The organism is Mesorhizobium sp. M1A.F.Ca.IN.020.03.2.1 (genome assembly GCF_004023205.1).
Lineage (GTDB): Bacteria > Pseudomonadota > Alphaproteobacteria > Rhizobiales > Rhizobiaceae > Mesorhizobium.
Genome location: NZ_RZSV01000021.1, coordinates 23,741 through 41,693, shown reverse-complemented (window position 1 = coordinate 41,693; position 17,953 = coordinate 23,741). Strand labels below are relative to the sequence as shown.

Here is a 17,953-nt window from a genome sequence, read left to right as displayed (position 1 = left end):
CCGCTGGTGGTGGCCGCACAGGTAGCATCGGCATCGGCGATGTTTGCCTTCTTCTTCCGGCTGCAGGCGATCGGCGGGCCGGTCTATCTCAGCCAGATCGGCTATGTGGCGGCGGCGGTCGGGCTCTTTGCCGGCACGATCTTCCTCGGCGAGCATTATCAGCTTCTGACCTGGCTGTGCGCGGCCATCATCACCGCCGGCGTGCTCATCACCACCAAGGCGCAGAGCCAGCCAAGCCCGAAGCTGCAAAGCCAGGCGGCGTAAACGCTTCAGTTGGCCGCTTAGACCGAGGCTTTTTCGGCCAGCACCATGTAGTTGACGTCCATGTCCCTGGATTTCTGCCAGCGGTCGGCCAAGGGATGATAGATCACGCCGGTCCGGTCGACGATGGTCAGCCCCGCCGCGCCAAGCGCCTTTGCCAACTCCTCCGGCCGCACTAGCTTGCCGAACTGATGCGTGCCGCGCGGCAGCCAGCGCAGCACATACTCGGCGCCGATGATGGCAAGGCCAAGCGCCTTCAGCGTGCGGTTGATGGTGGCGACGAACATGATGCCGCCGGGCCGCACCATCTCACTGCATTTGGCGACGAAGAGATCGACATCGGCGACATGCTCGACCACCTCCATGTTGAGGATGACGTCGAATGTCTCGCCGGCGTCGGCCAGCGCCTCGGCCGTGGTGGCGCGATAGTCGACATTTACGCCGGCTTCGGCCGCGTGCAGCTTAGCGACCTCGATGTTGGTGGCCGAGGCGTCGGCACCGACCACTTCCGCGCCAAGCCGTGCCATCGGTTCGCATAAAAGCCCGCCGCCGCAGCCGATGTCGAGGAAGCGCAGACCCTCGAATGGCCTGGCCGCGCGCGGATCGCGGCCGAAGCGCGCCGCCACCTGGTCGCGGATATAGGCAAGGCGCACAGGGTTGAACTTGTGCAGCGGCCGGAACTTGCCGTTCGGGTTCCACCATTCGGCGGCAAGGGCGGAGAAGCGCTCGACTTCTCCGGCATCTATGGTCGATCGGCGGGGCTCAGGCATGGGGCGGGTCTCCTCGAACGCCAGCAAGTCGGGGAACGCTAGGAAGTCGGGTCCCCGGCAGCGAAAGTCAAGGCGGGGTTTTCCACTGCCGCCAACCAGCCGCAGCGAGACGAGGACGGTCGAGCCTAACGCGACAGCGCAATCGCGGCATGGCTCATGGTAACGCTGGCCGGCTCGATCGCCTGCATCGCTTGGCAATCGCCGATCTCGGCCATGATGCGCTGAGCCGCGGACTGAGCCTGCTCGAGGCTTTGCCAGCGCACGACGTCGACCCAGCTTCCGTCGTCGCGCTCGCCGAGATGGCGGCTGAGAAAACCGGGCTGGTGCGCCAGCCAGTCGGTGACGACGCCATTTTGGGTAACAAAACCAGCCGCAGCATCCGGCTTGAGGCGGAAGGTCACGATCTCCAGCGTCTCGGTCATGCAATCCTCCATGCGATTTCCTCTAAGCTTATCGCATTGCGCGGCAGGAATCCGTCAGGAGACCTCAAAAATCGGGCCAAGGCCGCTTCTCCCGTGCCCTCGCTTGCGAAGCCTTGCTGTTTTAGCTAAGGAGGCCGCGCATTTCCGCGGCTCGGCTGGTCCGGGCGCATTTTCCGTTTTCCGGCCCCAAGCCGGCTTCAGTCAAAGGCATCTCGCTTCCATGGCGCGCATCGTGATGAAATTCGGCGGAACTTCTGTCGCCGACATCGCCCGCATCCGCAATGTGGCGCGCCATGTCAAACGCGAAGTCGATGCCGGCCATGAGGTCGCCGTGGTGGTTTCGGCCATGGCCGGCAAGACCAACGAGCTGGTCGGCTGGACGCGCGAGGCCTCGCCCATGCACGACGCGCGCGAATATGACGCCGTTGTCGCCTCCGGTGAGCAGGTCACGGCCGGCCTGTTGGCGATAACTCTGCAGAACATGGGTGTCCATGCCCGTTCCTGGCAGGGCTGGCAGATCCCGATCAAGACCGACAACGCCCATGGCGCGGCGCGCATCCTCGACATCGACGGCGCGTTCCTGATCAAGCGCTTCGGCGAGAGCCAGGTGGCGGTCATCGCCGGTTTCCAGGGCATCGGCCCGGACAACCGCATCTCGACCCTCGGCCGCGGCGGCTCCGACACCAGCGCCGTGGCGATCGCGGCCGCGGTCAAGGCCGACCGTTGCGACATCTACACCGATGTCGACGGCGTCTACACGACTGATCCGCGCATCGAGCCGAAAGCCCGGCGGTTGGCCAAGATTTCGTTCGAGGAAATGCTCGAAATGGCCTCGCTCGGCGCCAAGGTGCTGCAGGTGCGGTCGGTGGAGCTTGCCATGGTGCACAGGGTGCGTACCTTTGTGCGGTCGTCCTTCGACGATCCCGACGCGCCCGGAATGGGGGATTTGCTCAATCCGCCCGGAACGCTTATTTGCGACGAGGAAGAGATCGTGGAACAGCAGGTCGTCACCGGAATTGCCTATGCCAAGGACGAAGCGCAGATCTCGCTGCGCCGCGTCGGCGACCGCCCAGGCGTCGCCGCCGGCATCTTCGGCCCGCTGGCCGAGGCCAACATCAATGTCGATATGATCGTCCAGAACATTTCCGAGGACGGCAAATTCACCGACATGACCTTCACGGTACCGTCGGGCGACATCGACAAGGCGCTGGCAGTGCTCGAGCGGCTGAAGGCCGATGTCGGCTACGACGTCGTGCAGTCGGAAGCCGGCATGTCGAAGGTCTCGGTCATCGGTATCGGCATGCGAAGCCATGCCGGCGTCGCGGCCACCGCCTTCAAGGCGCTGGCCGATAAAGCGATCAATATCCGGGCGATCACCACCTCCGAGATCAAAATCTCGATACTGATCGACGGTCCCTATACGGAACTTGCAGTTCGTACTTTGCATTCCGTCTACGGGCTCGATAAGCAATAGCAAGAACTGAGTCCGTTATTGCGTGAGCGCCGGCCGTGGCGGAAGCTACGGCGGGCAACGTGCCCATTGGAGAAGAAGCCGCGATGCGTGACATGGCCGGTGGCCCGCGCGTTCTGCTGAGACGGCTCCGCGAGCTCATGCAGGAGCCGCTGGAGCCGCAGGAGCGGCTCGACCGTATCGTGCGCGACATCGCCTCCAACATGGTCGCCGAGGTGTGCTCGCTCTATGTGCTGCGCGCCGATTCGGTGCTGGAGCTCTACGCCACCGAAGGTCTGAACCCCACCGCCGTCCATTTGGCGCAGTTGAGGCTCGGGCAAGGCCTGGTCGGCACCATCGCCGCCAGCGCGCGGCCGCTCAATCTCTCCAACGCGCAGGAGCATCCGGCCTTCGCCTACCTGCCGGAGACGGGCGAAGAGATCTACAATTCCTTCCTCGGCGTGCCGGTGCTGCGGGCAGGGCGCACACTGGGCGTCCTGGTGGTGCAGAACAAGACCATGCGCCACTATCGCGACGACGAGGTCGAGGCGCTGGAAACGACGGCGATGGTGATCGCCGAGATGGTCGCCACCGGCGATCTTGCCCGTCTCACCCGGCCGGGCCTCGAACTTGACCTGCGCCGTCCGGCAAGCTTCACCGGTCTTGCCTTCAACGAAGGCGTCGGGCTTGGCCATGTCGTGCTGCACGAGCCGCGCATCGTCGTCACCAACCTATTCAACGAGGACAGCGAGGAGGAGGTGCGTCGCCTGGACCGTTCGCTCGGCTCGCTGAGGCTGTCGATCGACGACATGCTCGAGCGCCGGGACGTCGCTTTCGAGGGTGAGCATCGAGAGGTGCTCGAGGCGTATCGCATGTTCGCCAACGACCGCGGCTGGGTACGCCGGCTGGAAGAGGCGATCCGCAACGGCCTGACTGCGGAAGCGGCCGTCGAGAAGGTGCAGAGCGACATGCGCGCACGCATGCTGCACATGACGGACCCCTATCTGCGCGAGCGCATGAGCGATTTCGACGATCTCGCTAACCGGCTCTTGCGCCAGCTGATGGGGCGCGGTCCGGAGGATGTCGCGGCCTCGCTGCCAAAGGATGCCATCATCGTCGCCCGCTCGATGGGTGCGGCCGAACTGCTCGACTATCCCAGGGACAAGCTGCGCGGCCTGGTGCTGGAGGACGGCGCGGCCACCAGCCATGTCGTCATTGTCGCGCGCGCGATGGGCATTCCGGTCGCAGGCCAGGTCAAGGGCGCCGTCTCCATGGCGGAAAACGGCGATGCCATCATCGTCGACGGCGAGGAAGGCACCATTCACCTGCGGCCGCAGTCCGACCTCGAGGCCGCCTATGCCGAAAAGGTCCGCTTCCGAGCTCGGCGGCAGGAAATCTATCGCGAGCTGCGCAAGAAGCCGTCGCTGACCAAGGACGGCGTCCCGGTCGATCTCCTGATGAATGCCGGCCTTGCGGTCGACCTGCCGCAGCTTTCAGAATCGGGAGCGGCCGGCATCGGCCTGTTCCGCACCGAATTGCAGTTCATGGTGGCCTCGACCTTTCCGCGCGCCGAGGCGCAGGAGCGGCTCTATCGCGATGTGCTCGAGGCGGCGCGCGGCAAGCCGGTCACCTTCCGTACCATCGACATCGGCGGCGACAAGGTGCTGCCCTATTTCAAGGGCGCGGTGCAAGAGGAAAACCCGGCACTCGGCTGGCGGGCGATCCGGCTCACCCTCGACCGCCCCGGCCTCCTCAGGACACAGATCCGCGCGCTGCTCAAGGCTTGCGGCGGGCGTGAGCTGAAGCTGATGCTGCCAATGGTGACGGAACTGTCGGAAATCGCGCAGGCGCGCGAGATCATCGACCGCGAAGTCCGGCACCTGTCGCGTTTTGCGCATCACTTGCCGACGAGCCTCAAGCTCGGCGCGATGCTGGAGGTGCCGTCGCTGCTGTTCCAGCTCGACGAGTTGATGAAGGCGGTCGACTTCGTCTCGGTCGGTTCCAATGACCTCTTCCAGTTCGTCATGGCAGTGGACCGCGGCAACACGCAGCTTGCCGACCGTTTCGACACGCTGTCGGCACCGTTCCTGCGCGTGCTGAAGCAGATCGCCGACGCCGGCGCGCGCAACCATACGCCGGTGACGCTGTGCGGCGAGTTGGCGGGCAAGCCGATCTCGGCGATGGCGCTGATCGGCGTCGGCTTCCGCTCGATCTCGATGTCGCCGGCCTCGATCGGCCCGGTCAAGGCGATGCTGACCGAATTGCCGCTGCAGGAGCTGGAAGCCTTCTTCAGCGACAATCTGATGGCCCCCGCCCAAGGAACGCCGATGCGGGCGCTGCTGCAAGCCTTTGCCGACGACCGCTCCATTCCGCTCTAGATTCACGTGAGGGCGGTCTGCAAATGTCGATTTTCAGCGCTTCAGGTGCTCATGTACCTAAATGTACATTCCGCTCCGGTTCTCGAAACTCGCCAGTTTCGACTCGTCCTGACGTGAAGTCCACCGAAGTCCCAAGCCCATGATCAACCTGCCCCGCGACCGCATGGACCAAGTCGTCAAGCGTTTCGACATGCTCGAAGCGCAGATGTCGGCAGGGCCGTCGGCCGATGCCTATGTCAAAATGGCTTCCGAATATGCCGATATCCAGGAGATGGTGGGCAAGATCCGGGCGCTGCGCGCCGCCGAGCAGGAACAGGCCGACCTCGAGGCGATGCTCGCCGACAAGAACATCGATGCCGAGATGCGGGCGCTGGCCGAGGCCGACCTGCCGCAGGTTAAGGAGCGCATCGAGGTGCTGCAGAAGGATATCCAGATTCTGCTCCTCCCCAAGGATGCCGCCGACGACAGGAACGCCATCCTCGAAATCCGCGCCGGCACCGGCGGCGACGAGGCGGCCCTGTTCGCCGGCGATCTGTTTCGCATGTATGAGCGCTACGCCGCCTCGCGCGGCTGGCGTTTCGAGGTCGTTTCGGCGAGCGAAGGCGAAGTCGGCGGCTACAAGGAAATCATCGCCTCGGTGTCGGGCAAGGGCGTGTTCGCGCAGCTGAAATTCGAATCCGGCGTGCATCGCGTCCAGCGCGTGCCGGAAACCGAGGCCGGCGGGCGGATCCATACCTCGGCGGCGACGGTCGCCGTACTGCCCGAGGCCGAGGAGGTCGATATCGATATCCGGGCAGAGGACATCCGCATCGACACGATGCGCGCGTCCGGCTCCGGCGGGCAGCACGTCAACACCACCGATTCGGCGGTGCGCATCACGCATCTGCCGACGGGCATCATGGTGGTGCAGGCGGAAAAGTCGCAGCACCAGAACCGGGCGCGGGCCATGCAGATTTTACGGGCGCGGCTCTATGACCTGGAACGCAGCCGCGCGGACGAGGAGCGCTCGTCGTCGCGAAAATCGCAGGTCGGCTCGGGCGATCGCTCGGAGCGCATCCGCACCTATAATTTCCCGCAGGGACGCGTCACCGACCACCGCATCAACCTCACCCTTTACAAGCTCGACCGGGTGATGATGGGCGAGCTCGACGAGGTGATCGACGCGCTGATCGCCGACCATCAGTCGAAGCTGCTCGCCGACATGGGTATTGATGGCTGATCCTTTGCCCTCGGCACTTCGACCGCTGCTGCACGCGGCGAGGGAGCGGCTCGCTCCCGCCGGCATTGCCGATCCGGCGCTCGATTCCAGGCTGATCGTCGAGCATTTTTCCGAAACCACGCGCACCCAGGCTATCGCGGAGCCGGGCCGAACGGTGGATTCTGCGGCTCTTGCGGCAATCGAGGCGGCCCTGAGGCGTCGCGTCGCAGGTGAGCCGGTGCATCGCATTCTCGGCTATCGCGAGTTCTATGGGCTGCGGCTGTCGCTGTCGCCGGACACGCTGGAGCCGCGCCCCGATACCGAGACGCTGGTCGACGCGATCCTGCCCTTCGCCAAGTCGACGGCCGAAAGGCTTGGCCAGTGCCGTATCCTCGATCTCGGCACCGGAACCGGCGCAATCGCGCTGGCGCTGCTCAGCGCGATTCCGGCGGCGACCGCGACCGGCGTCGATATTTCACCCGGCGCGCTGGCGACTGCTACGCGAAACGCCGCGGATCTGGGGCTCGGCGGGCGCTTCAAGGCCCTGCATTCCAACTGGTTCGAAAAAGTTTCGGGCCGATACCATTTAATTGCCGCGAATCCACCCTATATACCCAGTCGAGACATTGGAAATCTGCAGGACGAGGTCCGCGATTTCGATCCACGCCAGGCCCTCGATGGCGGTGTGGACGGGCTGATCCCCTATAGGATCATCGCCGGAGAGGCGGAAGGATTTCTGGAAGCGCAGGGCAAGGTAGCGGTCGAGATCGGCCATACGCAGCAAAGCGAGGTGACCGCAATCTTCGCGGCAGCCGGCTACAGGCTGTCGGAGGCGCGACGCGATCTTGGCGGAAACGACAGGGTTCTGGTGTTTGAGCGTTGAAAGCCCTGATGCAGTGCGAAAAAACGCTTGGCAATATTAGGGAATGCAGCTAGGTTCCGGCTTAACCGGATGAGACGAAGCAGGCAGTGCTCTTAGCGATTCGGTTTTCCTTGGAAATAGCTGCCTCCTTGCGCAAACGACGCCCATGCTTCGTGCGGGAATCGTCCGGCAAGTGATGTAACCGGAACAGGATGGCACGTGGCGCCAACGCAATCGATGCGGGCGAACGCCGGTGAAAAAACGAAACGGTCGGCTGCATGAGTGCCACCGTTCGCGACGAGTTTTAGAAAATTCACATGAAGAGAGTCGAATGAGGCCACAACAGCAGAACAGGCGCATGCGCGGTCGCAACAACAATGGCGGCGGTGGCAACAACAATCGCAAGGGGCCCAATCCCCTGACGCGCAACTATGAGAGCAACGGTCCGGACGTGAAGATCCGCGGATCGGCTCAGCAGATCGCCGAAAAATATGCTGCACTCGCCCGTGACGCGCAAAGCTCCGGCGACCGGGTGATGGCGGAGAACTATCTTCAGCACGCCGAGCACTACAATCGCATCATCGCGGCCGCGCAGGCGCAGATGCCCATCCAGAACGCCCACCAGAACCGCGACGACTTCGATGACGACGTCGATGAGGATCGCGACGAGTTCGACACGGTCGGCAACGCAAATGCCGGCGAGTCGCAGGCCGCCGCGAACGGTTCCGGGCCGCAGCCGGTGATCGAAGGCACGCCGGCGGAACTCGCCTACAACCAGGAAAACGGCCGCGACAACAACCGGCGCGACAATAATGGTCGTGACAGGCACCGCGACCGCCGCAATGGCGGCTATGGCCAGTACGGTCAGAACGGTCAGCGCGGCGACAATGGTCAGCGAGAGCGCGGCGAACATGGCGGTCAGCAGTTCGATCAGAGCCGCCGCAATGAGGCGCAGGCCATGCCGGAGGGCTCCGCCGAAGACGGCGTTGTGGCCGACCAGGCTCCGCTGCTCGACAGCTTCTCGCCTGCGGGCCTTGCTGCCCAGGCCGAGCGCAACGAAGCCGGCACGGACAATGGCGGTGGGCGTCGGCAGAGACGTCCACGTCGCGGTCGCGGCAATGCCGAGCAGGGCCATAGCGCCGAGCAGGGCAATGCCGATGAAAGCAATGCCGGCCGGGCGGACAGCGCCGCCGATGGCGGCAACGTCGCGGACAGCGGCAGCGCGACTGCCGCCAAAGAGGCAAATGCAGCGCCGAGCGAGAACGGCGCCGGTGAGCCGGCAGGCGGCGCCGGCGAGCCGGCAGTCGCCGACGCAGATAGCTGACCGCAGGTCTATTTCCAGGCAATTCGAACGGCGGAGAGGTTTCTCCGCCGTTTTTCGTTGTGCGTGCCTAAAGCACGTCGCCTGAATCCGTTTCAGCGCGACGCGCTTTCGTTTCCTTGCATGGCGGTAATTTGTGCACTAATACTGAACCATATGGTTCAGTATATCAAGACCCGCCTCGATGCTTCGTTCGCCGCGCTCTCGGATGCGACCCGACGCGGCGTGCTGGAGCAGCTCGGCCGTGCGGACGCTTCGATCACGGAACTGGCCGAGAAGTTCCACATGACCCTCACGGGCATGAAGAAGCACGTCGATGTCTTGGAGCAAGCGGGGCTCGTCAGCACGGAAAAGGTCGGGCGTGTGCGGACCTGCAAGCTCGGCCTGCGCGGGATGGAGCAAGAGGCGGCATGGATCGAGAGGTACCGCCAGCTCTGGGACGCACGCTTCGACGGGTTGGAGAAGGTGGTCGAGGAACTGAAACGAAAGGAGAAGGTCGATGGACGCAAGCAAAGGGAGTGAGGCCACACCGATGCAGAACCGCACGACGGTGGAACGGACGTCGGACCGCGAGCTCGTCGTCACGCGAACCTTCAACGCTCCGGCGCGCATCGTGTTCGAGGCGTGGACCAAGCCTGAGCTGTTCAAGCAGTGGTGGGCGCCGAAGTCGATGGGAATGGTGCTGCGTTCCTGCGAGATGGATGTCCGTATCGGGGGCAGGTACCGTTTGGCGTTCGGCCACGATGCCTCAAACCTTGACGTGTTCTTCGGCAGGTACATCGAAGTGACACCGCACTCGCGCCTCGTCTGGACCAATGACGAAGGCGGTGAGGGTGGACCCGTCACGACGGTGACCTTCGAGGAAAAAGGTGGCAAGACGCTGCTGGTCCTGCACGAGCTCTATCCCTCGAAGGAGGCTCTCGACGCTGCCGGCACCGGTGCGGCGGATGCGATGGGCGAAACGTTCGGGCAACTGGACGAGCTTCTCGTCACCCTGGGCGCGAGCGGTGGACGATCATGAAGCCGTCAATGTCGCGCGTCACGCAGCCGCAGCACTTAAGCCCTTGTTTTAATGCCTAATGTTCGCACAAAACCGCTGCGCGCTTCGGGCGACCAGGCCCTGGAATATTCTGCGCTGACCGGCATCAGGGCGTCTTGAGAGACCTGAGCTAATACACCATATCTCGGCTGAACAGGACTCGGCTCGAATGAGCGGGCCCGTCACCGCAATCTGATCCGGTGCCGCAAAGCGGGCCGGTGATGGAAGGAGACATACATGAATACGGAGAAGTATTCCGAGCGCGTGCGCGGTTTCCTCCAGTCCGCGCAGACCATGGCGCTCTCGCGCAACCACCAGCAATTCACTCCCGAACATATGCTCAAGGTGCTCGTCGACGATGACGAGGGCCTTGCCGCCTCTCTGATCGAGCGCGCCGGCGGCAGCATTCGCGACGTGAAGCTCGGCGTCGAGGCGGCGTTGGAGGCTATGCCCAAGGTCGAAGGCGGCAACGGCCAGCTCTATCTCGCCCAGCCGCTTGCCAAGGTGTTTTCGACCGCAGAGGAACTGGCCAAGAAGGCCGGCGACAGCTTCGTTACCGTGGAGCGGTTGCTGCAGGCGCTCGCCATGGAGAAGTCGGCGAAGACCGCCGACATCCTGGCCAAGGCCGGTGTCACCGCGCAGGCGCTGAACCAGGTTATCAACGATGTCCGCAAGGGCCGCACCGCCGATTCGGCCAGTGCCGAGCAGGGCTACGACGCGCTGAAGAAATACGCCCGCGACCTGACCGCGGATGCGCGGGCGGGCAAGCTCGACCCGGTCATCGGCCGCGACGACGAGATCCGCCGCACCATCCAGGTGCTGTCGCGCCGCACCAAGAACAATCCCGTGCTGATCGGCGAGCCCGGCGTCGGCAAGACGGCGATCGCCGAAGGCCTGGCGCTGCGCATCGTCAATGGCGACGTGCCGGAATCGCTGAAGGACAAGCGGCTGATGGCGCTCGACATGGGCGCGCTGATTGCCGGCGCCAAGTATCGCGGCGAGTTCGAGGAGCGGCTGAAGGCCGTGCTGTCGGAAGTCACTTCCGCCGCAGGCGGCATCATTCTGTTCATCGACGAGATGCACACACTGGTCGGTGCCGGCAAGGCCGATGGCGCGATGGACGCCTCGAACCTTTTGAAGCCTGCGCTGGCGCGCGGCGAGCTGCACTGCGTCGGTGCGACTACGCTCGACGAATACCGCAAGCATGTCGAGAAGGACGCGGCGCTCGCCCGCCGCTTCCAGCCCGTTTTCGTCGACGAGCCGACGGTCGAGGACACTGTCTCGATCCTGCGCGGCTTGAAGGAGAAATACGAGCAGCACCACAAGGTGCGCATCTCCGATTCGGCGCTGGTTTCGGCCGCGACGCTTTCCAACCGCTACATCGCTGACCGTTTCCTGCCGGACAAGGCGATCGACCTGGTGGACGAAGCCGCATCGCGGTTGAGGATGCAGGTCGATTCCAAGCCCGAGGCGCTGGATGAGATCGACCGCCGCATCATGCAGCTCAAGATCGAACGCGAGGCGCTGAAGGTCGAGAAGGATGACGCCTCTAAGGACCGGCTGACCAAGCTGGAGAAGGATCTGGCCGACCTCGAGGAGCAGTCGACCGAGCTGACCGCCAAGTGGCAGGCCGAAAAGCACAAGCTCGGCCTTGCCGCCGACCTGAAGAAGCAGCTCGACGAGATGCGCAACGAGCTGGCGATTGCCCAGCGCAAGGGCGAGTTCCAGCGCGCCGGCGAGCTTGCCTACGGCAAGATCCCGGAGCTGGAGAAGAAGCTCAAGGAAGCCGAAGCCCAGGACGGTAAGGCCGGCATGGTGGAAGAGGTGGTCACGCCTGACCACGTCGCCCATGTCGTGTCACGCTGGACCGGCATTCCGGTCGACAAGATGCTTGAGGGACAGCGCGAGAAGCTGTTGCGTATGGAGGACGAGATCGGCAAGCGCGTCGTCGGCCAGGGCGAGGCGGTGCAGGCGGTCTCCAAGGCCGTGCGGCGCGCCCGTGCGGGTCTGCAGGATCCGAACCGGCCGATCGGCTCGTTCATGTTCCTGGGTCCGACCGGCGTCGGCAAGACGGAGCTCACCAAGGCGCTCGCCGCCTTCCTGTTTGACGACGAGAGCGCCATGGTGCGCATCGACATGTCGGAGTTCATGGAGAAGCACTCGGTCGCCCGGCTGATCGGCGCGCCTCCCGGCTATGTCGGCTATGAGGAGGGCGGCGCGCTCACCGAAGCGGTGCGGCGCCGGCCCTACCAGGTCGTGCTGTTCGACGAGATCGAGAAGGCGCATCCGGACGTGTTCAACGTGCTGCTCCAGGTGCTCGACGACGGCCGGTTGACCGACGGTCAGGGCCGCACGGTCGACTTCCGCAACACGCTGATCATCATGACGTCGAATCTCGGCGCCGAATATCTGGTCAATCTCCGCGACGACCAGGACGTCGATGCCGTGCGCGACGAGGTGATGGGCGTGGTGAGAGCCTCGTTCCGTCCGGAGTTCCTCAACCGCGTCGACGAGGTGATCCTGTTCCACCGGCTGCGCCGCCAGGATATGGACCGCATCGTCGAGATTCAGCTCAAGCGGCTGGAGAACCTGCTTGTCGATCGCAAGATCACGCTGTCGCTCGATCACGATGCGATCGAGTGGCTGGCCGGCAAGGGCTACGATCCGGCCTATGGCGCCAGGCCGCTGAAGCGGGTGATGCAGAAGGAACTGCAGGATCCACTGGCGGAGAAGATCCTGCTCGGCGAAATCCTCGACGGCTCGACCGTCAAGGTCACCGCCGGTTCCGATCGCCTGAACTTCCGTTCGAAGCCGACGGTGGTGGCGGCTGAAGCCGCCGCCTGAGTCGAGCCGGGGCATGTGACCGGAGCCATTCCAGGAAAAGCGCTTGGCGGTTTTCCGTCCGAATTGCGCAAACAAGGATACGAGGAGCGCGTCGCATCCGGCAGGGGCGGCGCGCTCTTGCTTTTCCACAGCGCCCTGCTGCAGAACCGGGCTTGATTGCGGTTCCCGGAGGCCGATTCCAATGAAGCTCGAGGACTATAACGGCTTCTGCGCCACGCTGCCCGCCACGACCCATGTCGTGCAGTGGGGCGGGGCTCACGTCTGGAAGGTCGGCGGCAAGGTGTTCGCGATCGGCGGCCATGACCGGGAAGGCGAGGTCTTCGTTACCTTCAAATGCTCCGACATGGCCTTTGACGTGCTGAAGGAACAGCCGGGCTGTCGGCCCGCGCCCTATCTCGCGTCGCGCGGCATGAAATGGATCCAGCGCCAGACAAGCCAAAGCGTGGATGATGCCGCGCTGAAGGACTACCTGCGCGAAAGCCACCGCCTGGTCGTGCTGAAGCTGACGAAACTGGCGCGCAGCGAATTGGGGCTGCACTGACATTCGGTTGGGGACCATGGTGAAACGCCGGAAATCCGCCATCTTCATGCCCGGTTCATATTGGAACCTTAGTTTTGGTAACTGGTTTGCTGGCGAAGGGTTCGCCCAGCAAGACCGAGCCGACCGGAGAGCCTGACCCACATGCTGCGCACGATCTTTTCCCTTTCGGCACTCGCGGCCGGGCTGGCGGCTTCCGGCGCGCTCGCAGCGCCGAGTCTGGAAGGCGCGCAGAAGACGGTTCGGTCCGCTCAGCACGGCGCGCTCCTGCTCGCCCAGGACGGCAATATCGACATCTACTACGATGCCAGGGGCAACCGGGTGCTTGTCGATGCCGATACCGGAAAGGTGATCGCCATCCAGCCGCCGCAGACCCGGCTCGATCGCCGGGCGCTGCGCCGTCAGCTGCGGATGCAGGAGCTCGGGCGTGCGCCCGTCGAGGACGACGACCGTTATTATCTCGACGATCCCGACGACATGGCCCGCTTCCGCCGCAGGCAGCTGGACGAGAACGGCCGGTATATCCCGCCGCCGGTCGACGACTACGATTCCAACAGCGGCAATTCCGTCGAGGCCTATCCGCCGGCGCCGAGCGACGAAGGGTATGCCACAACCTATCCGGAGGCGCCAAGGTCGGACACCATCAAGCGCGAGCCGCTGAACGAAGCATCGATCGAACCGCACCCTGGGCAGGGGGACGTGCTGCAAGTCAATCCGGAGACCCAGGCCGCGCTGCCGCCGGACACGGGCGGCAAGGCGACCGTCGATCCGTCGCTTTCGCTCGGCGTGCGCCAGGACGTGGCCGAACTCCAAGTGCTGCTCGACCGCGCCGGCGCCTCGCCGGGAGTCATCGACGGCCGCTTCGGCTCGAATGTCGACAAGGCCCTGGCCGCCTACAACCAGATCACCGGCAGCAATCTGAAATCGACCGACTCGGCCGCCATCAAGGCGGCGCTCGCCCAGTCGGGGGGCGACGCCTTCGCCTCCTACACGATCACGCCCGAGGACGTGGCCGGACCCTATGTCGCCTCGATTCCGGAAGATTACAGCCAGAAGGCCAAGCTCGACCGCATGGGTTACACCTCGGTCACCGAGGCGCTCGCCGAGCGCTTCCACATGGACGAAGGCTATCTGAAGTCGATCAACAAAGGCCTTGACTTCAACCGTCCCGGGACCATCGTCAAGGTCGCCAATTTCGGCCAGCTTGTGTCGACGCCGGTTGCCCGCATCGTCGCCGACAAGGACAAGAAGGAAGTTTTCGCTTATGACGCGGCCGGCAAGCTGGTCGCGGCCTATCCGGCCACCATCGGTTCGGCCGACACACCGTCGCCCACCGGCATCCACACCGTGTCGCGCATCGCGCTCGATCCCAATTACACCTATAATCCCAGCATCAATTTCAAGCAGGGCCAGAACGACAAGATCCTGACCATCCCGCCGGGGCCGAACGGTCCGGTCGGCTCGGTCTGGATCGCGCTGGACAAGCCGACCTACGGCATCCACGGCACGCCCGATCCTTCCAAGATCGGCAAGACCGAAAGCCACGGTTGCGTGCGCCTGACCAACTGGGATGCGCGAGAGCTCGCCAAGCTGGTGTCGCCGGGCGTGACCGTCGAGTTCGTCGGCGGGTCTTCAGTCGATGATTTTGCGCAGCAATGAGCCGCGCAGGGCGGTTGCATAGATCCGCTGCATCGCCAGGATGAACCCGCGCTGAGCAGCGGGTGATGAAGCATAGGCTGGCTCTTCCCCTTCTGGAATGACCGGCCGGAACCTAGCACGCGACGGCTCGTTTGCATTTACGATGGCTACCTTCCTGGCCATGCTGTCAGACCAAACTGGTTTCAGAACTGCAATCTTCTGGCTCGTTGTTACCGATACGCCGGAGAGCTAAGCAGGTTTTCATGCCTTCCTCGAGTGAAGCCACAGCCGATTCGCTTTCGACCGCGACGCGCGCGAACGGCACCTTTTGCCCGCAGACGCAGCGCAAGTTCGTGCTGGTCGCGGCAATTCTGGCCTCGGCGCTCGGCTTCATCGACGGTTCGATCCTGGCGATCGCCATGCCGGCCTTGCGCGTCGATCTCGGCGCCAGCCTGGCGCAAGCGCAATGGATCTCCAACGCCTATGCGCTGACGCTTTCGGCGCTGATTCTGGCCGGTGGCGCCGCCGGCGACCGATTCGGCCTCAGGCGCGCATTCGTGACCGGCATAGCGGTCTTCATCGCGGCGTCGCTCGCCTGCGCGCTGGCGCCCAATCCGGCAATGCTGATCGTGTTCCGCGCCATTCAAGGCGTCGGCGCCGCCGTCATGGTGCCGGGCAGCCTCGCCATCATCGCCAAGGCCTACCCCAAAAAGGAGCGTGGCCGGGCGATCGGCATCTGGGCCGCGGCCTCGGCGCTGACCACGGCGCTCGGGCCGGTGCTCGGCGGCTTCGTGCTGTCGACTTTCGGCAACGGCGTCTGGCGCACGATCTTTGCCGTCAACCTGCCGCTCGGACTGGTTTCGATCTATCTGCTGCTCGCCAAGATACCGGCGGACCAGCCGATCGAAAAGCGCAGCCTCGACCTCGGGGGCGCCGCGCTCGCCACGCTCGCCTTCGGGGCGCTGGCCTATGGGCTGACGGCGATGAACGCCGAGGGCGGCGGGATAATGGCCGGGCCGGCGATCGTCGCCGGCGTCGTCCTGCTTTTCATTTTCATTCTCTATGAGCGCTGGCAGCGCGAGCCGATGATCGATCTCGGCCTGTTTCGCATCGGGGCCTTCGCCGGCGCCAATCTCGCGACCTTCTTCCTCTATTTCGCGCTGTCGGCGAACCTGTTCTACCTGCCCATGGTTCTGATCGCGGGCTGGGGCCTGAGTTCGGCCGAGGTCGGCTTCATCTTCCTGCCGCTGTCGGCATTGATCGCGCTGCTGTCGGGGCCGGTCGGCCAGTGGTCCGACAAGATCGGCCCGCGCCTGCCGATCGCCGCCGGCAGCTTGGTCGTCGCCATCGCCTTTGCCGGCATGGCCCTGCTCGCCCATGCCGGGATCCACAATTTCTGGACCGGGACCTTTCCGCTGATGGCGGTGATGGGGCTCGGCATGGCGCTCGTCGTGTCGCCGCTGTCGACGGCGATCATGACCTCCGTCGAGGACAAGGACACGGGCGCGGCATCCGGCATCAACAATGCCGTCTCGCGCATCGGCGGCCTGATCGCGGTGGCGGCGATGGGCTCGCTCGCGGCTTTCGTCTATGCGCGATCGACCGGCAGCCCTGCCGGCATGCCCGGTTTCGGCGAACCGCCGGCGTCCGGGCTCGCGGCCAATCTCGACGCGTTGAGGATTGCGGCAAGCGATTCGGCCTTTGCCGCGGTCGCCGCCGTCACGACGCTGCTTTGCCTGCTATCGTCGATCCTCGCCTGGCTCACCGTGCCCGGACAGGCGCTGCCCTGGCCACGGCAGACGGGCGATTCGCCGGATTAGTTGGGAAGCTGCGAATCGGTCTTGGCGCTGGCGACCTTCAGCGAATTTCCGTCTTCCTGCTTGAGCAGGTCGTCGATACGCTCGCGCTCGCGCTTGAAGGCAACGAGATCGTCGCCCTTCAGCACCTTGCCGACCGGCAGGCGGACGCGCATCGGGTCGACCTTGGTGCCGTTGACGATCAGCTCGTAGTGGAGGTGCGGGCCGGTGGCGAGGCCGGTCTGGCCGAGATAGCCGATGACCTGGCCCTGACGCACGCGCACGCCCGGCTCGATCCCTTTGGCGAAAGCGCTCTGGTGATTGTAGGAGGTCTCGTAGCCATTGGCGTGGCGGATGATGATCTGCTTGCCGTAGCCGCCGGCCCAGCCGACCTTTTCGACAACACCGTTGCCGGCGGCGATGATAGGCGTGCCGATGGGCGCGGCCCAATCGACGCCGGTGTGCATGCGCACATATCCCAGAATCGGGTGCCGGCGCGCGCCGAAACCGGAGCGGAACTTGCCGGCGGGCAGCGGATTGCGCAGCAGGAATTGCTCGGCGCTCGACCCGTTCTCGTCGAAATAGTCGGTGCCGCCGTCCTGCATCTGGAAGCGGTAGAAATTGCGCGTCTGGCCGCCGAAGGTGGCTGAGACGTAGAGAAGCTCAGAACTGTCGGAGGTCTGGTCGTCGCCGTCGGGCTGCGAAAACAGGACCTCGAGACGGTCCGACGGCGAAAGCCGCGACTGGAAGTCGACGTCCGAGGCAAGAAGCTTGATCAGCTTCTGGGTCATCGATTTCGACATGCCATAGGAAAAGGCGGCTCGATAGATGCCGTCATAGACGTTGGGCAGGTTGCCGCGCACCACCACCGGCTGCGAATCATCGAACGCCGTCAGCAATTCGGGATTGGGCTCCGGCTCCTGCGCCGGCACGAACTGTCCGCGATCGTCGAGCGCGATGGTCACGATATGCGTGGTGCGGTCGTAAACGCTGGTGCGGACTACCTTGGCGACGTCGCCGCGCACCTCCAGGCCGACGCGCAGCACCGTGCCGGCCTTGAGCGCCGTCGCGTTCAAGAGCTTGCCGATCGCTTCCGACATGCCGGTGGCGTCATCGCCGGTGTAGCCCGAATCAGCGAAGGCGTCGGTGATATCGGTGTCCTCGGTGAAAGGGATGATTTCCTCGGCGAAGGCCGGCGTCTGGTCGTCCGGCGTGGCGCGCGGCGCCACCGAGACGTTCTCCGGCGTGATCTTGACGTCGTAGGAACCCGCCATGCTCTCGGCGAAGGCGTCGCCGAAGCGCTGCGGGTCGACATAATGAAGCGCCGCAACCTGGACGGCGCCGTCGCTCAGGCCGTTGCCGGCTTCGCGCACTACCTTTTCCACCTCGTCGGCGGAGAGGTCGCTCTTTTCGTCAAAAGATGCCGTCTCGATCGG

14 protein-coding genes and 1 pseudogene (1 of these 15 only partly in view) are annotated in these 17,953 nt (G+C 64.5%); 12 read left to right on the top strand and 3 right to left on the bottom strand.

Going from position 1 to position 17,953, the window contains the following annotated elements:
- Positions 1-264: pseudogene (locus tag EOA79_RS06070) on the top strand (EamA/RhaT family transporter); the annotation flags it as partial.
- Positions 265-281: 17 nt separating this feature from the next.
- Here the strand turns inward: EOA79_RS06070 and ubiG are convergent.
- Together ubiG and EOA79_RS06060 are read right to left on the bottom strand one after the other, a co-directional pair.
- Positions 282-1,031 carry a bifunctional 2-polyprenyl-6-hydroxyphenol methylase/3-demethylubiquinol 3-O-methyltransferase UbiG gene (gene ubiG, locus EOA79_RS06065; protein WP_095824176.1) on the bottom strand — a complete coding sequence of 250 codons (750 nt, stop codon included), beginning with the start codon at positions 1,029-1,031 and terminating at the stop codon, positions 282-284.
- A gap of 125 nt (positions 1,032-1,156) precedes the next feature.
- The gene (locus tag EOA79_RS06060) at positions 1,157-1,453 is read right to left on the bottom strand and encodes an antibiotic biosynthesis monooxygenase (RefSeq protein ID WP_164748191.1); all 297 of its coding nucleotides are present in this window, start codon (positions 1,451-1,453) and stop codon (positions 1,157-1,159) included.
- Positions 1,454-1,673: 220 nt separating this feature from the next.
- On the opposite strand from EOA79_RS06060, the gene EOA79_RS06055 reads away from it, so the two are divergent.
- The 11 genes from EOA79_RS06055 to EOA79_RS06005 all read left to right on the top strand — a co-directional run bounded on the left by EOA79_RS06055 (position 1,674) and on the right by EOA79_RS06005 (position 16,541).
- Positions 1,674-2,927, top strand: a complete 1,254-nt coding sequence (locus EOA79_RS06055) for an aspartate kinase (RefSeq protein WP_066990093.1) — start codon at positions 1,674-1,676, stop codon at positions 2,925-2,927.
- Between the two features lie 83 nt (positions 2,928-3,010).
- Positions 3,011-5,281, top strand: a complete 2,271-nt coding sequence (gene ptsP, locus EOA79_RS06050; protein WP_095823951.1) for a phosphoenolpyruvate--protein phosphotransferase — start codon at positions 3,011-3,013, stop codon at positions 5,279-5,281.
- A 139-nt stretch (positions 5,282-5,420) separates the two neighbouring features.
- Positions 5,421-6,500, top strand: coding sequence for a peptide chain release factor 1 (gene prfA, locus EOA79_RS06045; RefSeq protein WP_128292936.1), 1,080 nt, complete (start codon positions 5,421-5,423; stop codon positions 6,498-6,500).
- The gene (gene prmC, locus EOA79_RS06040) at positions 6,493-7,362 is read left to right on the top strand and encodes a peptide chain release factor N(5)-glutamine methyltransferase (protein ID WP_095823950.1); all 870 of its coding nucleotides are present in this window, start codon (positions 6,493-6,495) and stop codon (positions 7,360-7,362) included. Before prfA ends, prmC begins: the two co-directional genes overlap by 8 nt.
- Before the next feature lie 337 nt (positions 7,363-7,699).
- A complete protein-coding gene (locus tag EOA79_RS06035) occupies positions 7,700-8,665 on the top strand; it encodes a DUF4167 domain-containing protein (protein ID WP_245322313.1) in 966 nt (321 codons plus the stop codon).
- Positions 8,666-8,818: 153 nt separating this feature from the next.
- Positions 8,819-9,184 carry a metalloregulator ArsR/SmtB family transcription factor gene (locus EOA79_RS06030; protein ID WP_095823948.1) on the top strand — a complete coding sequence of 122 codons (366 nt, stop codon included), beginning with the start codon at positions 8,819-8,821 and terminating at the stop codon, positions 9,182-9,184.
- Positions 9,162-9,683: an SRPBCC domain-containing protein gene (locus EOA79_RS06025; RefSeq protein ID WP_245322312.1), complete on the top strand. Its 522-nt coding sequence runs from the start codon at positions 9,162-9,164 to the stop codon at positions 9,681-9,683. The genes EOA79_RS06030 and EOA79_RS06025 overlap by 23 nt, the downstream gene beginning before the upstream one ends.
- A 255-nt stretch (positions 9,684-9,938) precedes the next feature.
- Positions 9,939-12,545, top strand: coding sequence for an ATP-dependent chaperone ClpB (gene clpB, locus EOA79_RS06020; protein WP_095823946.1), 2,607 nt, complete (start codon positions 9,939-9,941; stop codon positions 12,543-12,545).
- A gap of 181 nt (positions 12,546-12,726) precedes the next feature.
- Complete coding sequence (locus EOA79_RS06015) at positions 12,727-13,086, top strand: MmcQ/YjbR family DNA-binding protein (RefSeq protein ID WP_066990072.1); 360 nt, start codon at positions 12,727-12,729, stop codon at positions 13,084-13,086.
- A 141-nt stretch (positions 13,087-13,227) separates the two neighbouring features.
- A complete protein-coding gene (locus EOA79_RS06010; RefSeq protein ID WP_067319043.1) occupies positions 13,228-14,742 on the top strand; it encodes a L,D-transpeptidase family protein in 1,515 nt (504 codons plus the stop codon).
- Positions 14,743-14,984: 242 nt separating this feature from the next.
- Positions 14,985-16,541 carry an MFS transporter gene (locus EOA79_RS06005; RefSeq protein ID WP_095823945.1) on the top strand — a complete coding sequence of 519 codons (1,557 nt, stop codon included), beginning with the start codon at positions 14,985-14,987 and terminating at the stop codon, positions 16,539-16,541.
- Here the strand turns inward: EOA79_RS06005 and EOA79_RS06000 are convergent.
- Positions 16,538-17,953, bottom strand: the 3' portion of a protein-coding gene (locus EOA79_RS06000; RefSeq protein ID WP_095824175.1) for a M23 family metallopeptidase. 564 nt of this gene lie beyond the right edge of the window; 1,416 of the gene's 1,980 nt are visible here — the last part of the coding sequence; its start codon lies beyond the right edge, outside the window; it ends in the stop codon at positions 16,538-16,540. The genes EOA79_RS06005 and EOA79_RS06000 overlap by 4 nt on opposite strands.

Bases quoted from the DNA above. Each gene is read 5' to 3' on its own strand.
- EOA79_RS06010 (WP_067319043.1), top strand. From the start codon at position 13,228: ATGCTGCGCACGATCTTTTCCCTTTCGGCACTCGCGGCCGGGCTGGCG.
- clpB (WP_095823946.1), top strand. From the start codon at position 9,939: ATGAATACGGAGAAGTATTCCGAGCGCGTGCGCGGTTTCCTCCAGTCC.
- EOA79_RS06015 (WP_066990072.1), top strand. From the start codon at position 12,727: ATGAAGCTCGAGGACTATAACGGCTTCTGCGCCACGCTGCCCGCCACG.
- EOA79_RS06005 (WP_095823945.1), top strand. From the start codon at position 14,985: ATGCCTTCCTCGAGTGAAGCCACAGCCGATTCGCTTTCGACCGCGACG.
- ptsP (WP_095823951.1), top strand. From the start codon at position 3,011: ATGCGTGACATGGCCGGTGGCCCGCGCGTTCTGCTGAGACGGCTCCGC.
- prmC (WP_095823950.1), top strand. From the start codon at position 6,493: ATGGCTGATCCTTTGCCCTCGGCACTTCGACCGCTGCTGCACGCGGCG.
- ubiG (WP_095824176.1), bottom strand. From the start codon at position 1,031: ATGCCTGAGCCCCGCCGATCGACCATAGATGCCGGAGAAGTCGAGCGC.
- EOA79_RS06025 (WP_245322312.1), top strand. From the start codon at position 9,162: ATGGACGCAAGCAAAGGGAGTGAGGCCACACCGATGCAGAACCGCACG.
- prfA (WP_128292936.1), top strand. From the start codon at position 5,421: ATGATCAACCTGCCCCGCGACCGCATGGACCAAGTCGTCAAGCGTTTC.
- EOA79_RS06055 (WP_066990093.1), top strand. From the start codon at position 1,674: ATGGCGCGCATCGTGATGAAATTCGGCGGAACTTCTGTCGCCGACATC.
- EOA79_RS06030 (WP_095823948.1), top strand. From the start codon at position 8,819: ATGGTTCAGTATATCAAGACCCGCCTCGATGCTTCGTTCGCCGCGCTC.
- EOA79_RS06035 (WP_245322313.1), top strand. From the start codon at position 7,700: ATGCGCGGTCGCAACAACAATGGCGGCGGTGGCAACAACAATCGCAAG.
- EOA79_RS06060 (WP_164748191.1), bottom strand. From the start codon at position 1,453: ATGACCGAGACGCTGGAGATCGTGACCTTCCGCCTCAAGCCGGATGCT.